We start from the raw sequence: 20,342 nt of genomic DNA, 5'->3' as shown, positions 1-20,342 counted from the left end.
GCCGCGCTCATGAAGCGTGCGTGTCGAAGCGGTGGCAATTGCATGACGACGCTGCACCGCCCGCCAAGCGGCGCTATCCTGCGGCCCGCCTGTCTAGGAGCCATCTACCCATGTCCGATCAAGCTGTCATCGACGTCTATTCCTGGCCCACGCCCAACGGCCACAAGGTCCACATCATGTTGGAGGAGACCGGCCTGCCCTACCGGGCGCATGCGGTCGACATCGGCCAGGGCGACCAGTTCGCGCCCGAGTTCCTGGCCATCAGCCCCAACAACAAGATCCCGGCCATCACCGACCCTGTCGGGCCGGACGGCCAACCCCTCTCGCTCTTCGAGTCGGGAGCCATCCTCGTCTACCTGGCGGCCAAGACCGGCCAGCTGCTGCCCCAGGGCGACCGGGAACGCTTCGAGGTGCTGCAATGGCTGATGTTCCAGATGGGCGGCGTCGGCCCCATGCTGGGCCAGGCGCATCACTTCCGCATGTACGCGCCTGACAAGCTGCCCTACGCCATCGAGCGCTACACCAACGAGGCGAAGCGGCTGTACGGCGTCATCGACCGGCGCCTGGAAAAGAGCGCATTCGTGGGGGGCGCCGACTATTCGATTGCCGACATCGCAATCTTCCCGTGGCTGCGCAGCTGGCAGAACCAGGGCGTGGTGATGGACGACTATCCCGCGCTGAAGGCCTGGTTCGACGGCATCGCAGCGCGTCCTGCGGTGCAACGGGGCGTGCAGGTCCTGGCGGATCGCCGCAAGCCGATCACGGATGACAAGTCGCGCGAGATCCTGTTCGGCCAGACCCAGTATCAGAAGCGCTAGAATGCCAGGCTTGTCGGAACGTAGCGCAGCCTGGTAGCGCATCTGCTTTGGGAGCAGAGGGTCGCGAGTTCGAATCCCGCCGTTCCGACCATTTTTGATCGATAGCGCCACTCACGAAAGCGAGTGGCGCTATTTTTTTGGCCGCCGTTTTCGCTCGCTGAGTTGCGTCAGCGTGCCTGTTCTCGCCAGGCATCCGCGGGCAGCGGCATCACCAAGTCCCCGCGAAGCGTCATCCGCAGGGCGAAAAAAAAACGGTCACCGAGGGTGACCGCTTTTTAGAAACTGGGGTGGCTGATGGGACTCGAACCCACGACGACAGGAATCACAATCCTGGACTCTACCAACTGAGCTACAGCCACCGAGAGAACTTCGGAGTATAGCGGAAAAATCCGCCGTCTCTCAAGTCAGTTGACGACAACGCCAGCAGAGTCGGACGGACGCGGCACCTTGATGCTGGCCTTGAATCGATCCTTGAGCATGGTGTAGTAGGCCTCGGCTTCGGCAGCTGCCATCGCCTGGGACAGTTGGGCGCGCTCCTGCTGACGCTGATCCGCCGCGACGTCGGCCGCGGGAAGCGTCTTGTTGACGCGTACCACGGCGTACCCCTCAGCGCCGAGATTGACGCCCACCCAGGCGGGCAGTTTGGCGGGGTCGACCCGCAGCGCTGCTTCCACCAAAGGCGCCGGCTGCGAACTGGCGTTGTCGGTGCGGGACACCACGACGGGCTGGCCCACGCCCGCAGGCAGCGCGGTGCCGGATGCGGCCTCCCAGGCCTTGAGCTTGGCTTCCCCTTCGGTCTTGGCCGCTGCGGCCGCCCGCTCCGCCACCAGTTCCTGGCGCACACGGGGCTTCACTTCATCGAAGCTCTGCGTGCGCGCCGGCACGTGGCGCGTCACACGTCCGACGGCCAGTTGATTGCCACCCAGATCGATGGCCTCGGTGTTGTGCTTGCGGTCCAGCGTTTCCGCCGAGAACAGTGCGTTGATGAAATTCCGGTTGCCCAACGGACCCTGGGCACCGACGACCGGCGTCCGGCCTACGCCTTGCGCCTTCTGAATCTGCAGCTTGAGCGCGTCGGCAGCAGGCTGGAGGCTATCGGCCTGCTGATAGACCAGGTCGGACAACGTTTCGGCCTGCTTGGCGAAGGCCTGCGACGCCTGCTGTCCACGGATCTCGTCCTCGATCCGGGCGCGCACCTGTTCGAACGGCGGCACCGTACCCGGCTTGACTTCGTCCAACCGGATGATGTGATAGCCGTACTCGGTTTCGACCACGTTGCTGATCTCACCCTTCTTGAGCGCGAACATCGCGTCCTCGAACGGCTTGACCATGGCACCACGGCTGACGAAATCCAGGGCGCCGCCCTGCGCGGCCGAGACCGGATCCTGAGAATTCTTCTTCGCCAACTCGGCAAAGCTCGTCGGCGTCTTGCGGATCTCGGCCAGTAATTCCTCCGCCCGGGCCTTCGCCTTCGCGCGATCGGCGGCCGGTGCATCCTTGCCGGCGGCGATCAGGATGTGCGCGGCCTTGCGCTCCTCCTTCGTCCCGAAGCGGTCCTTGTTCTGTTCGTAGTAGGCCTTGAGTTCGGCCTCTGGTACAGCCAGGGTCTTCTTGACCGCATCCGTGTTGAGCACGATGTACTCGACATCCGCCTGTTCAGGCAACTGATAACGGCTGGTGTGGCTCGTGTAGAAGGCCTCGAGGTCAGCGTCGGACACGGAAACCTTGGCAGAGAAGTCCGCCGGCATGAACCGCGCGACCTGCACCTCGCGGCGCTCGCGCAGTGCGTTGCTCAGAACGTCCAGCAGCGCGGGATTCGGTGCGGCGGAGGCCGTCACGCCGCTGAGCAGTTGCTGCGTGGACAGATCGGCCCGCACGGCCGCCTCGAACTGCTCGGGCGTGCGGCCCGTGGCAAGGATGAAGCGCTGGCGATCGAAGTTGCCCTTGTCGTCGCGGAAGCTGGCGAGACCCGGATCCTCCGAGAAGACGCGGGTCAGGCGGCCATCGGAGACCGTCATGTTCGTCTTGAGCGCCGCCGTGCTGAGAACGCGGTTGCGGACCATGCGTTCCAGCGTCGCGTAACGTGCGGCGTCGGAGTCGAAGACTGAAGCGTCCAGGCTGGGCATTTGCTGGCGCAGCCGGTCGGTTTCGTTGCGATGCTGCTGATCCCATTCGGTGCGGGTGATCGACTGCCCATCGACGGTGGCCACAACGTCGCCGCGATCACCGTTGTTGGTATAGCGCTCGACGCCGAACAACACGAACGAAGGAATGATCAGCAAGAACAGAAAGATCATCACGATCTTGTTGTACTTGCGGAAGAAATCAAACATGCCTGCACACCTCTAGGATCGGACGCCACTGCGCCCACGGAGACGACGAGAAACGAAAGGGCGGACGCGGCGTCCGCCACAGGTCATGGAGGTAATGAATGCTCGGGAAGATCCCTGACCTTGGCTGGCAAGAGATGTTGTTGTACGGCTTCTTGCAGCACCTGCCCTGACGCCGGCTGGTCCAACCGGCGCGCGGATTCTAGCCGGGCGGGTTCTCACATGGCCCGGCTTCGGACCTGACGGGCACCTGCGGGCGCGCCGTTTTGGTGGGTCGTCTGCGGACGAGCAACACAATGCCAGGGCAGAAACAGGAAGGCCCGGTAAACCGGGCCTTCACACATATCGGGTGGTGGGTGCTGACGGGCTCGAACCGCCGACCTACGCCTTGTAAGGGCGCCGCTCTACCAACTGAGCTAAGCACCCCCGATGGTTCGCTTCAGTTCAGTGCGTCCTTGAGCGCCTTGCCGGGACGGAACTTGGGAACCTTCGCGGCCTTGATCTTAATCGCAGTTCCGGTCCGCGGATTGCGGCCGGTGCGGGCGGCCCGTTTGCCGACCGCGAAGGTGCCGAAGCCGACCAGCGACACCGAGCCGCCCTTCTTCAGCGTGGTGCGGATCGCACCCAGCGTGGACTCCAGTGCGCGCGTGGCGGCGGCCTTGGAGATGTCGGCGTTCTTGGCGATGTGTTCGATCAGTTCGGTCTTGTTCACAAGTGCCTCTTGGCAGAAGGTTGATCAGCAATCGGAAGCGCGAACTGACCCTCAAGGGCCACGCGGCAAGGTCGTGATGTCAGGGGGAGGGGGCGGTTCCGAGGACGTCGGCCTTGGCGACCGAGCGGCAGATTACAACCACGAGGTCAAGGAGTGTCAATAAGGTGCGGCCAACGGGCCAGCATCTGCAAACACATTGCGCAATAAGTTCACAAAAATTTGTTAACCCCGAGCTTCGGTGCGTGCGCGGATCTCAGGAATTGCTTTGCGCAGGTAGTACACCATCGACCACACCGTGAGCACCGCGGCCACCCAGATGAGCCAACGACCCCACAGCAGCGTGTCGATGGCGCCGAACAGCACGCCCTGGTAGAGCAGGAAGGGGATGGCCACCATCTGCACGGTGGTCTTGACCTTGCCGAGCATGTGCACGGCCACGCTCTTGCCGGCACCGAGCTGCGCCATCCACTCGCGCAGGGCCGAGATGGCGATCTCGCGGCCGATGATGATCAGGGCCACGAACACATCGGCCCGATTGAGATGCACCAGCACCAACAGCGAGGCACACACGAGGAATTTGTCGGCCACGGGATCGAGGAAGGCTCCAAAGGCCGAGGTCTGGTTGAGACGCCTCGCGAGATAGCCATCGAGCCAGTCGGTCGCTGCAAACACGATGAACATCACCGTGGCGATGAGGTTCCTCATGCCCTCGGGCAACGGCAGGTAGAACACACCCACGATCAGGGGAATCGCGACGATGCGCGTCCAGGTCATGATGGTGGGCAGGGTCCAGAACATCGGCGGATTGTGGCATGAGGCCATGGCGCCACTCGCCAGTGCGACGGTCGCTGCGCGGTGCGCGACTGGGCGTCGCATCCTCAGTGCAAAGCGCGGTAGATCTCTTCCGCCAGATCGCGGGCGATGCCGTCGACGGACGCGAGGTCTTCGATGCTTGCGGCCGCCACGCCTCGGATGCCGCCGAAGCGCTGAAGCAGCCGCGCACGCCGCTTCGGCCCCACGCCCGGGATGTCCTCCAACTGGCTCCCCCCAACGCGCACCTTGGCCCGCTTGGCCCGCATGCCGGTGATGGCGAAGCGGTGGGCCTCGTCGCGGATCTGCGCGACGAGCATGAGCGCCGCGGAATCCCGTCCCAGATATACCTTCTCGCGGCCGTCCGCAAAGACGAGCTCTTCGAGCCCCACCTTGCGGCCTTCGCCCTTCTCCACGCCGACGATCAATGACAGCGGCAGGCCGAGCTGGACGAAGACTTCACGCGCCATCGAGACCTGGCCCTTGCCGCCATCCACCAGCACGAGGTCGGGCATGCGCGCGCCGACGGTGCCCGCCGGCGCATCGGCACCACCCCCGTCGCCGGGCGCAGGCGCCTGGGCTTCGGCCGCCATGGCCTCGGCGATCTTGCCGTAGCGGCGCATGAGCACCTGGCGCATGGCCGCGTAGTCGTCGCCGGGCGTGATGCCTTCGATGTTGTAGCGGCGGTATTCGCGGTTCTGCATGGCATGGTCCTCGAAGACCACGCACGAGGCCTGCGTCGCCTCCCCCGCCGTGTGGGAGATATCGAAACATTCGATGCGGAACTGCGCCAGGTCGTCGGGCGCGAGTTCGAGCGCATCGACGAGGGCCCGGGTGCGCGCCTGCTGCGAGCCCTCTTCGGCAAGCAGCCGTGCCATCTGGATATCGGCGTTCTTCTGCGCCATCTCCAGCCACAGGCGCCGCTGCGAGCGCGGCTGGAAGACGGCCGTGACGCGCTGGGCCGACTGTTGGGCGATGGCCTCGATCAGTTCGCGGGCGACGACTTCGCCAAGTACGAGCGTGGCCGGCGCCGGCGCCTCGATGTAATGCTGGGCGATGAAGGCTTCGAGCACCTGACGCTCCACCGACGGCACAAGCGCACCCTCCTGCGCAGCGTCGCCAGCCTGGGCGTCGTCGTCGGCGGCATCCTGCTGCAGCAGCGACGCGTCCTCCACGTGCGCAGGGAAGTACGCGCGGTCGCCCAGGTGTCGCCCGCCGCGCACCATGGCCAGATTGACGCAGGCCTTGCCGCCCTGCACCTTCACGGCCAGGATGTCCACGTCCTTGTCGTCGACGATCTCCACGGACTGCTGATGCAGCACCCGCGACAGTGCCGACATCCGGTTGCGCAGTTCGGCCGCCTGCTCGAACTCCAGCCGCTCGGCGTGCTGCATCATGCGGGCTTCCAGTTCAGCCAGCACCTGCTGCGTCTCGCCACGCAGGAAGGCCTCCGCATTGGCCACGTCGTGCGCATAGTCGGCCGGCGCCACATGGCCCACGCAGGGGCCGCTGCAACGCTTGATCTGGTAGAGCAGGCAGGGCCGGGTGCGATTGCCGTAGACCGTGTCCTCGCAGGTGCGCAGCTTGAACACCTTCTGCAGCAGTTGGATCGACTCCTTCACCGCCCAGGCGCTCGGATAGGGTCCGTAGTAGCGGTGGCGCCGGTCGGTGGCGCCGCGGTAGTAGGCCAGCCGCGGAATGCTCGCTGGCGTGAGGCCGTCGCTGCCGTCGCGGTCGCGCACGCCGGTGATCTTGAGGTAGGGATAGCTCTTGTCGTCGCGGAACAGGATGTTGTAGCGCGGCTTGAGCGTCTTGATCAGGTTGTTTTCGAGCAGCAGCGCCTCGGCCTCGGAGCGCACCACCGTGGTCTCCATGCGAGCGATCTTGCCGATCATGTGGCCAATGCGCGTGCCGCCGTGGTTCTTCTGGAAGTAGCTCGCCACGCGGCGCTTGAGGTTGCGCGCCTTGCCCACGTAGAGCACCCCGCCGGCAGCGTCGAAATAGCGATAGACCCCCGGCAAAGAAGGAAGCGCGGCCACTTCGGCCAGCAGTTGTTCGGAATGCACTTCGGACATCGGCCCGATTGTGGCGCGCGACCCCGGAACGATTCCTGCTACACAAAATTGCAAATTCAAGGATGATTTGCGCCTCCTTTAACTACAAGAGTCGGAACCCCGTGAAACACATCGAAGACAAGCGAGGGCTTCTGGCCCTGGCACCGCTGGCGCTGGCCATGTCGGTCGCCGCCTGTGGCGGCAGCTCGGACAACGGCAACCAGCAGGCCGTGGCGGCGGCGCTCATTGCCGCCAACCTGAACAAGCCCGCCCCCGCACCGAGCCCTGCGCCTGCGCCGGCGCCCGCGGCGCCCGATTACAGCTGCCAGACCACCAGCACCGGATCGCCGGTGGTCGTGGGTTCCGGCCTGCAGGGCGACCCGGCCGCACCGGAGCCCGCCTCCGGCTACGTGCCCGGCAAGAAGGTCATCTACTCGAAGACCTACATGGTGGTCGCCAACCATCCCCTCGCCACCAAGGCGGGCTGCGACATCCTCAAGGCCGGCGGCAGCGCAGTCGATGCAGCGGTGGCCGTGCAGGCCGTGCTGGGCCTGGTGGAGCCTCAGTCGAGCAGCCTGGCCGGCGGTGCGTTCCTGCTGCACTTCGACGCCAAGACCAAGAAGGTCGAGGCCTATGACGGCCGTGAGACGGCTCCCGCCGCAGCCACAGCCGATTACCTGCGCTACATCAGCGACGCCGACAAGACCACGCCCAAGCCCAGCGCGCGCGCCAGCGGCCGCTCGATCGGCACACCGGGCGTGATGCGCATGCTCGAAATGGCGCAGGCCGACCATGGCAAGCTGGCCTGGAAGAACCTGTTCGACGAAGGCACCAACCTCGCGACCAACGGCTTCAAGATCGGCGGACGCATGGCCGCCGCCATCTCGGGCTCGGCGACGAACCTCAAGCGCGACGACGAAGCCGCCGCCTACTTCCTCGACACCTCGGGCAACCCCAAGCCGCTGGGCACGACGCTGACCAACCCGGCCTACGCCGGCGTGCTCAAGGCCCTGGCCGCGCAGGGGGCCGACGCGATGTACACCGGCCCCATCGCCCAGGACATCGTGGCCAAGATCCGCATCACGAAGGGCACCGACGGCTCGGACATCACGCCCGGCGTGACCACCCTGGACGACCTGAAGAACTACCGCGCCAAGCGCCGTGACCCGGTGTGCACGACCTACCGCACCTACTACGTGTGCAGCATGTCGCCGCCCTCCTCCGGCGGCATCGGCGTGCTCTCCACGCTGGGCATCCTGGAGAACTTCAACATGGCGCTGCACGCCCCCACCGCCGTGGACCTGGAAGGCGGCAAGCCTACGGTGATGGGCGTGCACCTGGTTTCCGAAGCCGAGCGCCTGGCCTATGCCGACCGCGACAAGTACGTGGCCGACACCGACTTCGTGCCCCTGCCCGGCAACAGCCCGGACACGCTGCTCAACAAGACCTACATGCGCAGCCGCGCCAATCTGATCGACTTCAGCAAGAGCATGGGCACGGCGCTGGCGGGTGACCTGGGTCCCGTGCCGCTGGGCATCGACAAGACGCCCGAGAACGGCACCACGCACCTCACCATCGTCGACAAGGACGGCAACGTGGTCACCATGACCACCACGGTAGAGTCTTCCATGGGCTCCTACCACATGGCCCGCGGCATCCTGCTGAACAACCAGCTGACGGACTTCTCGGCCTCGCCCACCGACAGCGGTGGCCTGCCCGTCGCCAATCGCGTGGCCCCGGGCAAGCGCCCGCGCAGCACGATGGCGCCGACCATGGTGTTCAACGGCAACGCCCCCGGCGACTTCGTGATGGCCACCGGTTCGCCGGGCGGCGGCACGATCATCCAGTACGTGGCCAAGACCATCGTGGGGGCGCTGGACTGGAAGCTGGACGCACAACAGGCCACGTCGATGGTGGACTTCGGCGCCTCCAACTCGCCCACCACCAATGTGGGCGGCGAGCACCCCAACATCGACGCCACCAACAACGGCAACAACGACCCGCTGGTCACGGGCCTGCGTGCCCTGGGCCACACGGTGTCCGTCGGCGCGCAGTCCAGTGGCATCAGCACCGTCGTGCGCACCCAGGTGAATGGCAAGACGGTGCTGAGCGGCGGCTCCGACCCCCGCCGTGAAGGCATCGTGCTGGGTGACACGTTCACGCCTTGATGGGTCTTCACTGAGGGCCCGCGCCGACGCGACGGGCCCGCAAGCGACAAGGGCGGTGCCGATGGCACCGCCCTTTGCTTTTGCGCGCTGTGCAGACCGGCGCGTCAGTCCACCGTCGCGCCCGTGTCCTTGACGATCTGCGCCCACTTGCGCAGGTCCGACTGCACCAGCGCCGCCAGCTGGGCGGAGCTGCCCTTGAAGGGCTCGCAGCCGACGCTGGCCAGCTTCTCCAGTACGTCGGGGCTCTCCAGTGCCTTGTTCACCTCGGCCTGGAGTCGGATGACGATGGGCGCCGGCGTGCCGGCCGGTGCGAAGAGCGCGTACCACGGCGCCTGGCCGAAGCCCGGCAGCGTCTCGCCGATGGTGGGTGAATCCGGCAGCGCCTTGATGCGCTGCGGGTTGACCACGCCCAGCACCTTGAGCTTGCCCGCCTTGATGAAAGCGATGACCGAGGGCAGGCTCTGCACCGACAGGGGCACCTGCCCGCCCACCACGTCGGTCGCGGCCGCGGCCGAGCCCTTGTAGGGCACGTGCTGCAGCTTGATGCCCGCGGCCTTCTGCACCATCTCGCCAATCAGATGGTTCAGGGTTCCATTGCCGGCCGACGCATAGGAATAGGCGCCCGGCTGCGCCTTGGCCAGACGGATCAGGTCGGCCATGTTCTGGCCCGGGAAGGACGGATTGGCGACCAGCACATAGCCGGCCGTGGCGATCGGCGCGATGGGCTCGAAGTCCTTCACCGGATCGAAGCCCGGATTGCGATACAGCGCGGGGCTCGTCACCTGGGCACTGTCGGCCGTGAGCAGCAGCGTGTAACCATCACGCTTGGCGCGCGCCGTGGCGGCTGTGGCCACGGTGCCGCCGGCGCCGGGCTTGTTGTCCACCAGCACGGTCTGGCCCAGCTGCTGCGACAGCCGCTGCGCCACCACGCGTGCGATCACATCGTTGGCACCACCGGCAGCCTGAGGCACCACGACGGTGATCGGTTTGCCGGGATAGCCGTCGTCGGCCCAGGCGGGGACGGCTGCGGCGGCGCAAAGCGCCAGGGCGGCGGCACCTGCGGCGAAGCGACGGCGCGGGATCCGGGCAAGATGGCAGTTCATGGCGTTGTCTCCGTTGTCGTGGTGAAGGTGGTTGGATCGGTCAGGCGCGCGCCAATGCGCGATCGCGCATGGCCGCAAAGCCGGCGGGCGGCGGATGAAGTTGAAGCCGGGGACCGGCCTTGAGCAGCTGGCTGGGCACCTCGTGGCCGATCAGGGCGGGCAGACGCGCAGCGGCATCCATGACCAACGCCAAGTCGACGGGCACGTCGAATTCCATGCACTGCAGCGCATGCACGATCTCCTCGGTGCAGACATTGCCGCTGGCGCCGGGCGCATACGGACAGCCGCCCAATCCGCCGACCGAGGCATCGAAGCGGTCCGCCCCCGCGTCGATGGCTGCCAGAACATTGGACAGCCCCATGCCGCGTGTGTTGTGGAAGTGCAAAGTGAAGGTCTGCCGCGGCCAGCGCATACGCGCTGCCGCCACGAGCCGCGCCACCTGCGCCGGATGCGCCATGCCCGTGGTGTCGCAGAGCGTCAGGCCAAGCACGCCGAGGGCGTCGAAGCGCCCGATCAGATCGAACACGTCGTCCACCGCCACTTCGCCTTCCATCGGGCAGCCGAAGGCGCAGGACAGCGAGACGTTCACCGCCACGCCTGCCGAACGTCCCAGCGCCACCACCTCGGCGAGCGTGCGAAAGGACTGCGCCCGCGTCATGCGCAGATTGGCCAGGTTGTGCGTCTCGCTGACGGACATCACCAGGTTGAGCTCGTCCACCCGCGATTCGATGGCGCGCTCGGCACCACGCACGTTGGGCACCAACGCGGCATAGACCACGCCCGGATGGCGTTCGATCTCGCGCAGCACGATCTCGGCATCGCGCAGGGCGGGCACGGCTGTGGGCGAGACGAAGGCGCTGACCTCGATCTTGTCCAGGCCCGCCGCCGACAGCTGGTTCACCAGCGCGATCTTGTCCCCGGTGGACACGAACGCAGCCTCCATCTGCAGGCCGTCGCGGGTGCCCACCTCCTGCATGTGGATGCGACGGCCTGCACCCTGCCAGGCGTTGTGCGGACCTGTCGTCATTGGATGATGCCCTTCTCGCGAAGCTGCGCGATCTGCTCGGCGCTCAGGCCCACCTCGGCCAGCACGGCGTCGGTGTCGTCGCCCAGGCGCGGCGCGCTGCTGCGCACGCGGCCCGGTGTCGCGGAGAGCTTGGGCACGATGCCCGGCACCGTGATGGTGTCGCCGTCGCGCGTCTGCTGGGTCAGCAGCATGTCGCGGGCGTGGTAGTGCGGGTCTTCGGCGATGTCGCGGGCGGTGTAGACCTTGCCCACCGGCACGCGGGCGGCGGCCAGGCATTCCTGCACCTCGTGCACGGTACGGTTGGCGGTCCATTGGGCAATGGCGGCGTCGATCTCCTGCACACGGGCAACGCGGCCGGCGTTGTTGGCGAGATCGGGCGCGGCGGCGAGGCCGGGCCGGCCGATGGCCAGCATCAGTCGCTTGAAGATGCTGTCGCCATTGCCGGCCACCAGCACCCAGCCATCGGTGCAGGGGTAGGCATTGCTGGGTGCGATGCCCGGCAGCGCGCTGCCCGCGGCCTCGCGCACCACGCCGAAGGCGCTGTATTCAGGAATCAGGCTCTCCATCACGTTGTAGACCGCCTCGTGCAGGGCCACATCGATCACCTGCCCGCGCCCGCCGTGGGCTTGCCGGTGGTAGAGCGCCGCCAGCACGCCGATGGCGCCATGCAGTGCGGCCAGGGTGTCGCCCAGCGACACGCCGACGCGCACCGGCACGCGCCCGGGCTCGCCCGTCAGGTGCCGCAGCCCGCCCATGGCTTCTCCGATGACGCCGAAGCCCGGCTGGTCGCGGTAGGGCCCGGTCTGGCCGAAGCCGGAGATGCGCAGCACGATCAGGCCGGGGTTGGCGGCTTGCAGCGCCTCGGGGCCCAGCCCCCACTCCTCCAGCGTGCCGGGACGGAAGTTCTCGATCAGCACATCGGCCTCGGCGATCAGCCGACGGGCCACGTCCTGCCCCTCGATGGCCCGCAGGTCCAGCGCCACCGAGCGCTTGTTGCGCGACTGCACCTGCCACCAGACCGAGGTGCCCTTCTGCAACAGCCGCCAGTTGCGCAGCGGGTCGCCGGTGACTGGCGGCTCGATCTTGATGACGTCGGCGCCGAACTCGCCCAGCGTCTTGCCGCAGAAAGGGCCGGCGATGAGCTGGCCCATCTCGACGATGCGCACGCCATGCAGCGCATCGCGGCCGATGGGAGTTGAGGATGGGTGCCCGCTGTGCACGTGATGTCTCCTGGCACGGCCCGGCAGGCCGCCTGGGTGCGGATCATGGCGGCGGCCCGTCAACCCGCAAAGCGCTGGTGTGCGAGGCCACCATCGCAATCCGGCATGGCAGGTAGCATCGACCCATCCATGAACCTCGACCCCATCTCCCTACGCGTGTTCGTGGCCGTGATGGAACACGGCACCATCGCTGCCGCCGGCGCGCAGCACCACATCGCGCCGTCGGCGGTGAGCCGGCGCCTGGCCGAGCTGGAGGGCGTGCTGCGCGTGCCCCTGTTCGCCCGCAGCAACAAGGGCATGGCGCCCACGCCCGCCGCCTTCGCGCTGCGCGACCTGGCCCGCGGCCTGATCAACGAGATGGAAGGCATCGCCCAGCAGATGCGCGACTACGGTCGCGGCACCCGCGGACAGGTGCGGGTGGTGGCCAACATCTCGGCCATCACACAGTTCCTGCCGCGGGAGCTGCAGGCCTTCCTGGCGCGGCATCCCCAGGTGGATGTCCGTCTGCAGGAGCAGGTGAGCAGCGCGGTGGCGCGCAGCGTGGCGGAGAACGCAGCCGACCTGGGCATCCTGAACGAAGGCGACTATGGCGATGCCGTGCGTCTGCTGCCCTACCGCGAGGACGAGCTGGTGCTGGCCGTGCCGCAGGGTCACGCGCTGGCGCGGCGTCGGCAGGCGGACATCGACGCCGTGCTCGCGCACGACGTGGTGGGAATGCATCCCGGCAGCGCGATCAACCAGCAGCTCACACGCGCTGCCGCCGAACGGGGCCGGGCACTGCGGCTGCGCATGCAGGTCAGCAGCTACGACGCCCTGTGCCAGATGGTGGCCGCCGGCCTTGGCGTGGGCGTGCTGCCGCGCGGCAGCGCGGCGCTGTTCCGCGGCGCGCTGCCCCTGCGCATCGTCAGCCTCACCGAGCCCTGGGCGCGCCGCCGGCTGGCGCTGTGCGTGCGGGCGGATGAGGGGCTGTCGAGCGTGGCGCAACTGCTGGTCGACCATCTGCGCACGGAGGCCCGGGCATGAAGTGGGACATCTTCTGCCGCGTGATCGACAACCATGGCGACCTGGGCGTGACCTGGCGCCTCGCCCGGCAGATCGCCGTCGAGCGCGGGGAGCCGGTGCGCCTGTGGGTGGACGACGCCCGCGCGCTGGCCTGGATGGCGCCGCGGGGCCAGGCAGGCGTGCAGGTGATCGACTGGTCCGATCCCGCCGCCGTTCGCGAGGCCGCCGCCGCCATCCCCGTGCCGGACGTGCTGATCGAGGCCTTCGGCTGCGACCCGGCGCCCGAACTGGTGGCGCGCTTCGCCGTGCGGCCCGGCGGCATCTGGCTCAACCTCGAATACCTGTCGGCCGAGGACTTCGTGGAAGGCCTGCACGGCCTGCCCTCGCCCGTGATGAGCGGCCCGGGCCGCGGCTGCACCAAGCATTTCTTCTATCCCGGCTTCACGGAACGCACAGGCGGGCTGCTGCGCGAAGCCGATCTGGCGCAGCGCCAGGCCGCCTTCGACCGTGCCGCCTGGCTGGCGGCGCAAGGCATCGGCTGGCAGGGCGAGCGCATCGCGACCCTGTTCTGCTACGAGCCGCCGGCACTGGCCGACTGGCTGGCGGGCCTGTGCCAAGGCCCACGGCCGACGCGCGTGCTGGTGGCGGCCGGCCGAACGGCGGAAGCCGTGCGCGCGGTACTGCCGCAGTTGCCCGCCGACCGGGGCGCCCTGCACATCGACTGGCTGCCGCACCTGCCCCAGCCCGACTTCGACCACCTGCTGTGGGCCGGCGACTTCAACGCCGTGCGCGGCGAGGATTCGCTGGTGCGCGCCCTGTGGGCCGGCAAGCCGATGGTGTGGCACATCTATCCGCAGGAGGATGGCGTGCACCACGAGAAGCTGGGCGCATGGCTCGATGCGCTGGACGCACCCGCATCGGTCCGTGCTTTCCACGCCGCCTGGAACGGCCGACCGGGCGCGCCGGCTTTGCAGGCCCTGGACGAAGCGCTGCTGGCCGACGGCTCCCGCATGGTGCAGGCGGCACGGGCACGGCTGCTCGCTCAGGACGATCTGCTGACCCGGCTCGTCCGTTTCATTGCGCAAAAAAGCTAAAATCGCGGGCTTTGCGGAATCTCCGCCGCGGCGCGTGCACCAGCCGGTGCGCCCCCACGGAGCCGCCAACCCGCCGCGGGAACCTGCTTTTGCCGCCGCCACCGACGTCCTTCCGGGCGGGAGTGACGGTCCGGGGCACGCCGAGCGGCCTCAACTCCAGCACCTATGAAAATCGCTCAAGAAATCCGCGCCGGCAACGTCATCATGCACGGCAAGGACCCGATGGTCGTCCTCAAGACCGAATACAGCCGCGGCGGCCGCAACAGCGCCACCGTGCGCATGAAGATGAAGAGCCTGATCGCCAACTTCAACACCGAAGTGGTCTTCAAGGCCGACGACAAGATCGACCAGATCGTCCTGGACAAGAAGGAGTGCACCTACTCCTACTTCGCCGACCCCATGTACGTCTGCATGGACAGCGAATACAACCAGTACGAAGTCGAAGCCGAGAACATGGGCGACGCCCTGAACTACCTCGAAGACGGCATGCCGGTCGAAGTCGTGTTCTACGAAGGCAAGGCCATCTCGGTCGAACTGCCCACCAGCGTCGAGCGCGAGATCACCTGGACCGAGCCCGCCGTCAAGGGCGACACCTCCGGCAAGGTGCTCAAGCCCGCCAAGCTGGCGACCGGCTTCGAAGTGGCCGTGCCCCTGTTCGTGAACCAGGGCGACAAGATCGAAGTCGACACCCGCACGGGCGAATACCGCAAGCGCGTCTGAGCCTGCGGGCGGGCCACGGCCCTCGCTGCGCTCCAGAACAAGGCCCCACCCGGGGCCTTTTTCTTTGGCCGCCCTGGCCCGGCCTTTGCAACGCGCAGAATCCCCCGGCCACTTTTCTTTTTACCCCCGCGCCGCATGAGCCCCAAAGACAGCACGCACGACCTTCAAGAAAAACGCCTGGCCGATGCCTGGGCCACGCTCCAGGCCCATTCCGACCGCGGGCTGCCCCTCAACCCCGATCCTTCGCGCCTGGCCTTCGCCGATCCCGAATTCCTGCTGCGCCGCGAAACCCGCGGCCTGCGCATGCAGCTCGAGCTGATGAAGCCCGACATCGAGATGCGTGCCCACGGCATCGAGAACACGGTGGTCGTCTTCGGCAGCGCGCGCTTCCGCAGCGAAGAGGAGATGACGGCCCTCATCGCCCAGGCCGAAGCCGCCGGCGACCAGAAGGCCGCCGCGCGCTGGAAACGCCTGGCCCGCGGCAGCCACTACTACGAGCAGGCACGCGCCTTCGGCAAGCTGGTCGCGCACTACAGCAACGACAAGGAGCCCGAGGACAAGCTCTTCGTCTGCACCGGTGGCGGCCCCGGCATCATGCAGGCCGCCAACCGCGGCGCCTACGAGGGCGGCGGCCTGTCGGTCGGCCTGGCCATCGCCCTGCCGATGGAAGAAGCCGCCAACGTCTACGTCACGCCCGCGCTGAGCTTCAAGTTTCACTACTTCGCCATCCGCAAGATGCACTTCATGATGCGGGCGAAGGCGTTGGTGGCCTTTCCGGGCGGCTTCGGCACGCTGGACGAGCTCTTCGAGGTCGTCACGCTGGTGCAGACCCGCAAGGCCAAGCCGGTGCCGATCGTGCTGTTCGGCTCGGAATACTGGAAGCGGCTGATCGACTTCGAATTCCTGGTGGACGAAGGCGTGATCTCGCCGGAGGACATCGACCTGTTCCGGTACGTCGACACGCCGGAGGACGCCTGGACCGAGATCAAGCGCTTCTACGAGCTGTGAAATAAAAGCGCCGCCCGCCGCCCGCCGCTCACCCACCTGCGCAAAGGCGGGGCGCTCGGACGCAACGTCGAGGCAGAGGATGCCGGTATGCGTGCGGAGGTGCCATTCGCGGCGCCGTGCAGTGCCCCAGGCACATCGGTGGAAGGTGAGCACCCGTCTTGTGCAGCAAGTCGGTCGGCGCGAGCGTGCACCGGGAGCACGCATGCCGGCGTCCTCTGCCGGGTTAGCGCCCCAGCCCCTTGCACCGGCCGACACAGGCAAGCCGGCCGAGCGAACTCACCCCAGCAGCGCCTCCGCCAGATCGATGTCCGGCTCCTCCTCCTGGTGGAGGTTGAGCGACTTCTCGATGTGGTGCAGGTGCTCGGCCATCAGCGTGACGGCCTCGTCGCCGCGGCCGGCCTCGATGGCGTCGATCAGCAGTGTGTGCTCGTCGTTGGGGCAGGCGGCGCCGGTGGGCGCCTCGAAGGTCAGGATGGCCAGGCAGGTCAGCGGCGTCAGCTCGCGCATCATGCGCGTGAGCAAGCTGCTGCCCGACAGCTCGGCCAGCACGACGTGGAACTCGCCCGACAGCCGCACCGCCGAGCGCCGGTCGCCATTGGCATGGGCCTGCTGTTCGCGCTTGACCAGCCCCCGCAGCTGCTTGACCGCCTGCGGCGCTTTGCCGGCGGCGATGCGGTCCATCAGGCGGCGCACGATGGCCGGCTCCAGCGTGCGGCGCACCTCCAGCACGTCGTGCGCCTCGTCCACGCTGGGCGTGGTGACGAAGGCGCCGCGATTGGGGATCAGCGTCACCAGCTGCTCCACCGCCAGGCGCTGCAGCACGCCGCGCACCTGCGTGCGGCTGACCGAGAACAGCTCGGCCACCCGCTCCTCCGACAGCTTGGTGCCCGGCATGAGCCGGTGCTCGACGATGGCGTCGTAGATGCGCTGGTAGATGTCGGCCTTGGAGGCCGACTTGCCGGTGGCCTTCAGGGCCTGGCGGGGGGTGGGAATGGGCATGTCGTCGGAGCGGGCGTTCGGCGAGAGTATGCAGGCAGTGCGCGCACCCAGGCGCACACCGGCACAGGCGCACTTCACAGCGTGAACAGGCTGCCCCAGCCCGTCACACGACGTGTGTCCACGCCGGCGATGCGCAGCGATTTCCACACCGCCGTCGCCACCGAGTCATACACCGGCACGCCCAGCGCCGCCTCCAGCTGCGGCACCAAGTGCGCGGCGCGCAGGTTGGTGCAGAAGGTGGTCAGGCATTGCGGATCGCCGCTGGCGAGGGCCGCGCGGGCCATGGCCTCGATCTGGGCCGGTGTGACCTCGGAGAAGGCAAAGTTGACCGACAGCCCCAGGTGCTGCTCGGACACGCAGTCGAAGCCGCTCACGCCGTAGTTGGCCACGATGCGCTGCTGCACCTCGGCCAGGTAGGGCGAGAGCAGGCCGAAGCGTGTGCGACCGGCCAGGCGCATGGCCTCGTTCAACGCCAGCACCGAGGTGCAGGCGGGAATGCCGGTCTCGGCCGTGATGCGCGCGCACAGCGCCTCGTCGCGCTCGAAGCCCAGCCAGCCGGAGGAGGTGCCGTTCCAGGCGATCACGTCCACCCGCGCGTCGGCGAGCAGGCGCGCCGCCTCCAGGATCGGCGTTTCGTCGAACTGGCCCAGGGCCTGGTCGGAGAGCGAAATCTCGGTGACGCGGAAGCGCGCGAAATGCGCCGACACCTCGGGCAGGCCGGCCACCATGGCCGAGGTGATGGGCTCCAGCGCGGTGTTGGACGAGGGCGTGAGCATGCCCAGCAGCACGCGCCGGGGCGCGGCCCCGGGCGCCGCGGGCACCGTGGACGAAGCGATGTCGCTCACCGTGCTCAGACCTTGATTTCGCGGTTGAAGCGGTCGATGTACTCGCCGCGGCGCGGGTTGAGCTTGGCCCAGTCGACGCCGTTCATCTGCTCGATCTCCGCCATGTTCTTGGCGTAGGCCTGCAGGCCGGGGCTGAACTGGGCCTTGGTGCTCACGGGCGCCACGAAGTAGGGCTCGGCCGCCATCTTCGTCTGCACCTCGGGGCTGAGCGCGGCATTGATGTAGGCGGCGGCCAGGTCGGGGTTCTTGGTGTTCTTGACGATGTGCATCACGCTCTTGATGTGGATCCAGCCCGTGTCCGGCTTGGCCAGCGCCACCGGCACGCCCTTGGCCTGCAGGTCGCCCACGTTGTTGTTGTAGTGCACCGAGATGTCGATCTGGCCTTGCTGGAACAGCGTGGCGAGCGAGCCCGGGTTGCTGGCCACCGCGCTCACGTTGGGCAGCAGCTTCTTCACGAACTGGAAGGCGGGCTCCATGTTCTCCTCGCTACCGCCGTTCAGCCGCGCCATCTCGACCATCCATGCCGACATCAGCGTGGAGCCCATGCCGGCCAGGCCGACGCGGCCCTTGAACTCGGGCTTGAGCAGGTCGTTCCAGGACTTCGGGGGCGTCTTGATCTTCTCGGTGTTGTAGGCGATGCCGATGATCTGGCCCGACACGAACACGCCCAGGCCGCGCGGGTCGACCAGCTTGGCCGGCACGTCCTTGAGGTAGGGCATCTTGTCGGCAGGAATCTTCTCGAAGATGTCCTGCGACAGGGCCGCGAGGTAGGGGCCCTCGTCCAGGATGATGACGTCGTAGGGCGGGTTGGCCTTGGAGGCGGCGACCTTCGACACCGTGTCCACCGCCAGCGAGGGCACCAGGCTCACCGAGGCGCCGGTGGCCTTGGTGAAGGCCGGCAGCAGGATGCCGCGATGCGCCGACTCCCAGGCGCCCGGGTAAGTGGTGGCCGAGATCGACTTGCCCTGCGCCAGGGCCAAGCCGGCATGGCCGGCGAGTTGGACGGCGCCGGCGCCGGCGGCACCCTGCAGAAGACGGCGGCGGGACAGAAGCAGGCTCATGGATCTTTTCCTTTCAGTCGGAGCCGGCCACCTCGGCCGGATGCGGCTGGCCTGCGCAAGCTCCGTGCCACGGACGCCCACTACCGAAAGCCGTCGTATCCAATGCCAGCCTCCCCATTTCGGGGGGCAGCCTGCGCCAACTTGGTCAGGCACGCACCATTTCGTGCACAGTCGATCTTGGTTTTGTATCCAATTCATCGGTTTTTTGTGCCTCGGTCATTGGCATGGATCTTGAAAAAGACATCCGCGGCCGTTCCCGCGAAACCAGGACCCATGCGCATGCCTTCTTCTCCCGCCGCCGCAGCCACCGCCGTCGAGCTGGACCAGATCCATCACCGCTATGCGGGCTCGGTGGCGGTCGAATCGGTCTCGCTGCAGATCCGTCCCGGCGAGCTGGTGGCGCTGCTGGGCCCCAGTGGCTGCGGCAAGACCACGCTGCTGCGCATCGTGGCCGGCCTGATGCGCCAGAGCGGCGGCCAGGTGCGCATCGGCGGCGAGGTGGTCGATGCCCTGCCCACCAACGAGCGCGGCGCCGGCATCGTGTTCCAGAACTACGCGCTCTTTCCGCACATGACGGTGCTGGCCAACGTGGCCTACGGCCTGCGGGCGCGCGGCGTGGCGGCGGCCGAGGCCCGCGCCACCGCCGAACGCATGCTGGAGATGGTGCAGATGTCGCGCTTTGCGCAGCGCCATCCGCGCGAGCTTTCGGGCGGCCAGCAGCAACGCGTGGCCCTGGCCCGCACGCTGGCCGTGCAGCCGCGCGTGCTGCTGCTGGACGAGCCCTTCGCCGCGCTGGACAAGAACTTGCGGCTGGACATGCAGATCGAGATCCGCCGCATCCAGCGCGAGCTGGGCATCACCACCATCCTCGTGACGCACGACCAGGAAGAAGCCATGTCCATGGCCGACCGCATCGCCGTCATGCACGCCGGCCGCGTCGAGCAGTTCGATACGCCCGAGGCCATCTACGACCGGCCCGCCTCGCTCTTCGTCGCCACCTTCATCGGCACCGCCAACCTGCTGCCCGGCCGGCTGGCCCGCGAGGGTGAGGCCGGCTTCGCGGTCGATTGCGAGGGCGGCGGCCGCCTGCCGCTGGCCGAGGCGCAGCCCTGCTCGCGCGTCGGCGCCGTGGTGCTGGCCGCGCGGCCCGAGCACTTGGCCCTGGGCGCACCGGCCGCAGACGCTCTGCCGGCCACGGTCGAGATGGTGCTGCCGCTCGGCCCGTCGCTCGTCTACGAGCTGCGGCTGCCCGGCGGCGCGACCGCCAAGGTGACGCAGCCTCGCACGGCCGAGCAGCCGCGCTTCGAGGCCGGCCAGACGGTGGGCCTGCGGCTGCGCCAGGGCTCGCCCGCCAGCGTTTTCGCGGGGTGA

Annotated in this window: 17 protein-coding genes and 3 tRNA genes; 8 read left to right on the top strand and 12 right to left on the bottom strand. The window is 67.8% G+C overall.

Annotated features, from left to right (window positions below; genetic code table 11):
• Positions 1 to 110: 110 nt before the first annotated feature.
• Both BXA03_RS00220 and BXA03_RS00215 read left to right on the top strand, forming a co-directional pair.
• Complete coding sequence (locus tag BXA03_RS00220) at positions 111 to 818, top strand: glutathione S-transferase N-terminal domain-containing protein (protein WP_076503199.1); 708 nt, start codon at positions 111 to 113, stop codon at positions 816 to 818.
• A 14-nt stretch (positions 819 to 832) separates the two neighbouring features.
• Positions 833 to 909, top strand: a tRNA-Pro gene (locus BXA03_RS00215).
• A 192-nt stretch (positions 910 to 1,101) separates the two neighbouring features.
• Here BXA03_RS00215 and BXA03_RS00210 read toward each other — a convergent pair.
• From BXA03_RS00210 to uvrC, 6 genes are all read right to left on the bottom strand, one after another.
• Positions 1,102 to 1,177 (bottom strand) — tRNA-His (locus BXA03_RS00210).
• A 45-nt stretch (positions 1,178 to 1,222) separates the two neighbouring features.
• Positions 1,223 to 3,151 (bottom strand): SurA N-terminal domain-containing protein, encoded by a 1,929-nt coding sequence (locus BXA03_RS00205; protein ID WP_076503198.1) that lies wholly within the window; start codon positions 3,149 to 3,151, stop codon positions 1,223 to 1,225.
• A 347-nt stretch (positions 3,152 to 3,498) separates the two neighbouring features.
• Positions 3,499 to 3,574: transfer RNA gene (locus BXA03_RS00200), tRNA-Val, on the bottom strand.
• A 13-nt stretch (positions 3,575 to 3,587) separates the two neighbouring features.
• Positions 3,588 to 3,860 (bottom strand): HU family DNA-binding protein, encoded by a 273-nt coding sequence (locus BXA03_RS00195; RefSeq protein WP_017757574.1) that lies wholly within the window; start codon positions 3,858 to 3,860, stop codon positions 3,588 to 3,590.
• Positions 3,861 to 4,082: 222 nt separating this feature from the next.
• On the bottom strand, positions 4,083 to 4,658 hold the full coding sequence (gene pgsA / locus BXA03_RS00190) for a CDP-diacylglycerol--glycerol-3-phosphate 3-phosphatidyltransferase (protein WP_076503197.1): 576 nt from the start codon (positions 4,656 to 4,658) through the stop codon (positions 4,083 to 4,085).
• A gap of 80 nt (positions 4,659 to 4,738) precedes the next feature.
• A complete protein-coding gene (uvrC, locus tag BXA03_RS00185) occupies positions 4,739 to 6,745 on the bottom strand; it encodes an excinuclease ABC subunit UvrC (protein WP_076503196.1) in 2,007 nt (668 codons plus the stop codon).
• Positions 6,746 to 6,903: 158 nt separating this feature from the next.
• Here uvrC and BXA03_RS00180 point away from each other — a divergent pair, with 158 nt between their 5' ends.
• The gene (locus BXA03_RS00180; protein ID WP_076503637.1) at positions 6,904 to 8,892 is read left to right on the top strand and encodes a gamma-glutamyltransferase family protein; all 1,989 of its coding nucleotides are present in this window, start codon (positions 6,904 to 6,906) and stop codon (positions 8,890 to 8,892) included.
• A gap of 104 nt (positions 8,893 to 8,996) precedes the next feature.
• Here BXA03_RS00180 and BXA03_RS00175 read toward each other — a convergent pair whose 3' ends face one another.
• The 3 genes from BXA03_RS00175 to BXA03_RS00165 are packed head-to-tail and all read right to left on the bottom strand — an operon-like array spanning position 8,997 to position 12,242.
• Positions 8,997 to 9,995, bottom strand: a complete 999-nt coding sequence (locus BXA03_RS00175) for a tripartite tricarboxylate transporter substrate binding protein (protein WP_076503195.1) — start codon at positions 9,993 to 9,995, stop codon at positions 8,997 to 8,999.
• A gap of 40 nt (positions 9,996 to 10,035) precedes the next feature.
• Entirely contained in the window at positions 10,036 to 11,022 is a 987-nt protein-coding gene (locus BXA03_RS00170; RefSeq protein ID WP_076503194.1) for a hydroxymethylglutaryl-CoA lyase, read from the bottom strand.
• Positions 11,019 to 12,242 (bottom strand): CaiB/BaiF CoA transferase family protein, encoded by a 1,224-nt coding sequence (locus tag BXA03_RS00165; RefSeq protein ID WP_076503193.1) that lies wholly within the window; start codon positions 12,240 to 12,242, stop codon positions 11,019 to 11,021. Before BXA03_RS00165 ends, BXA03_RS00170 begins: the two co-directional genes overlap by 4 nt.
• A gap of 129 nt (positions 12,243 to 12,371) precedes the next feature.
• Here BXA03_RS00165 and BXA03_RS00160 point away from each other — a divergent pair, with 129 nt between their 5' ends.
• The 4 genes from BXA03_RS00160 (at position 12,372) to BXA03_RS00145 (ending at position 16,066) form a co-directional block, all read left to right on the top strand.
• Positions 12,372 to 13,265, top strand: coding sequence for a LysR family transcriptional regulator (locus tag BXA03_RS00160; RefSeq protein ID WP_076503192.1), 894 nt, complete (start codon positions 12,372 to 12,374; stop codon positions 13,263 to 13,265).
• A complete protein-coding gene (earP, locus tag BXA03_RS00155; RefSeq protein WP_076503191.1) occupies positions 13,262 to 14,338 on the top strand; it encodes an elongation factor P maturation arginine rhamnosyltransferase EarP in 1,077 nt (358 codons plus the stop codon). Before BXA03_RS00160 ends, earP begins: the two co-directional genes overlap by 4 nt.
• A 165-nt stretch (positions 14,339 to 14,503) precedes the next feature.
• Positions 14,504 to 15,058 carry an elongation factor P gene (efp, locus tag BXA03_RS00150; RefSeq protein ID WP_076503190.1) on the top strand — a complete coding sequence of 185 codons (555 nt, stop codon included), beginning with the start codon at positions 14,504 to 14,506 and terminating at the stop codon, positions 15,056 to 15,058.
• Between the two features lie 135 nt (positions 15,059 to 15,193).
• Positions 15,194 to 16,066 carry an LOG family protein gene (locus tag BXA03_RS00145; protein WP_076503189.1) on the top strand — a complete coding sequence of 291 codons (873 nt, stop codon included), beginning with the start codon at positions 15,194 to 15,196 and terminating at the stop codon, positions 16,064 to 16,066.
• A 276-nt stretch (positions 16,067 to 16,342) separates the two neighbouring features.
• Here BXA03_RS00145 and BXA03_RS00140 read toward each other — a convergent pair whose 3' ends face one another.
• The 3 genes from BXA03_RS00140 to BXA03_RS00130 form a co-directional block, all read right to left on the bottom strand.
• Positions 16,343 to 17,065: a GntR family transcriptional regulator gene (locus BXA03_RS00140; RefSeq protein ID WP_076503188.1), complete on the bottom strand. Its 723-nt coding sequence runs from the start codon at positions 17,063 to 17,065 to the stop codon at positions 16,343 to 16,345.
• A gap of 74 nt (positions 17,066 to 17,139) precedes the next feature.
• Complete coding sequence (locus BXA03_RS00135) at positions 17,140 to 17,841, bottom strand: maleate cis-trans isomerase family protein (RefSeq protein WP_076503636.1); 702 nt, start codon at positions 17,839 to 17,841, stop codon at positions 17,140 to 17,142.
• A gap of 74 nt (positions 17,842 to 17,915) precedes the next feature.
• On the bottom strand, positions 17,916 to 18,971 hold the full coding sequence (locus BXA03_RS00130) for an ABC transporter substrate-binding protein (RefSeq protein ID WP_083715768.1): 1,056 nt from the start codon (positions 18,969 to 18,971) through the stop codon (positions 17,916 to 17,918).
• Between the two features lie 279 nt (positions 18,972 to 19,250).
• Here BXA03_RS00130 and BXA03_RS00125 point away from each other — a divergent pair, with 279 nt between their 5' ends.
• Entirely contained in the window at positions 19,251 to 20,342 is a 1,092-nt protein-coding gene (locus tag BXA03_RS00125) for an ABC transporter ATP-binding protein (RefSeq protein WP_076503634.1), read from the top strand.

Origin of the sequence: Pseudacidovorax sp. RU35E, from assembly GCF_900156165.1 — a bacterium.
In the GTDB taxonomy this organism is placed as follows: Bacteria; Pseudomonadota; Gammaproteobacteria; order Burkholderiales; family Burkholderiaceae_C; genus Xenophilus.
This window is presented reverse-complemented; position numbering and strand designations above follow the sequence as displayed.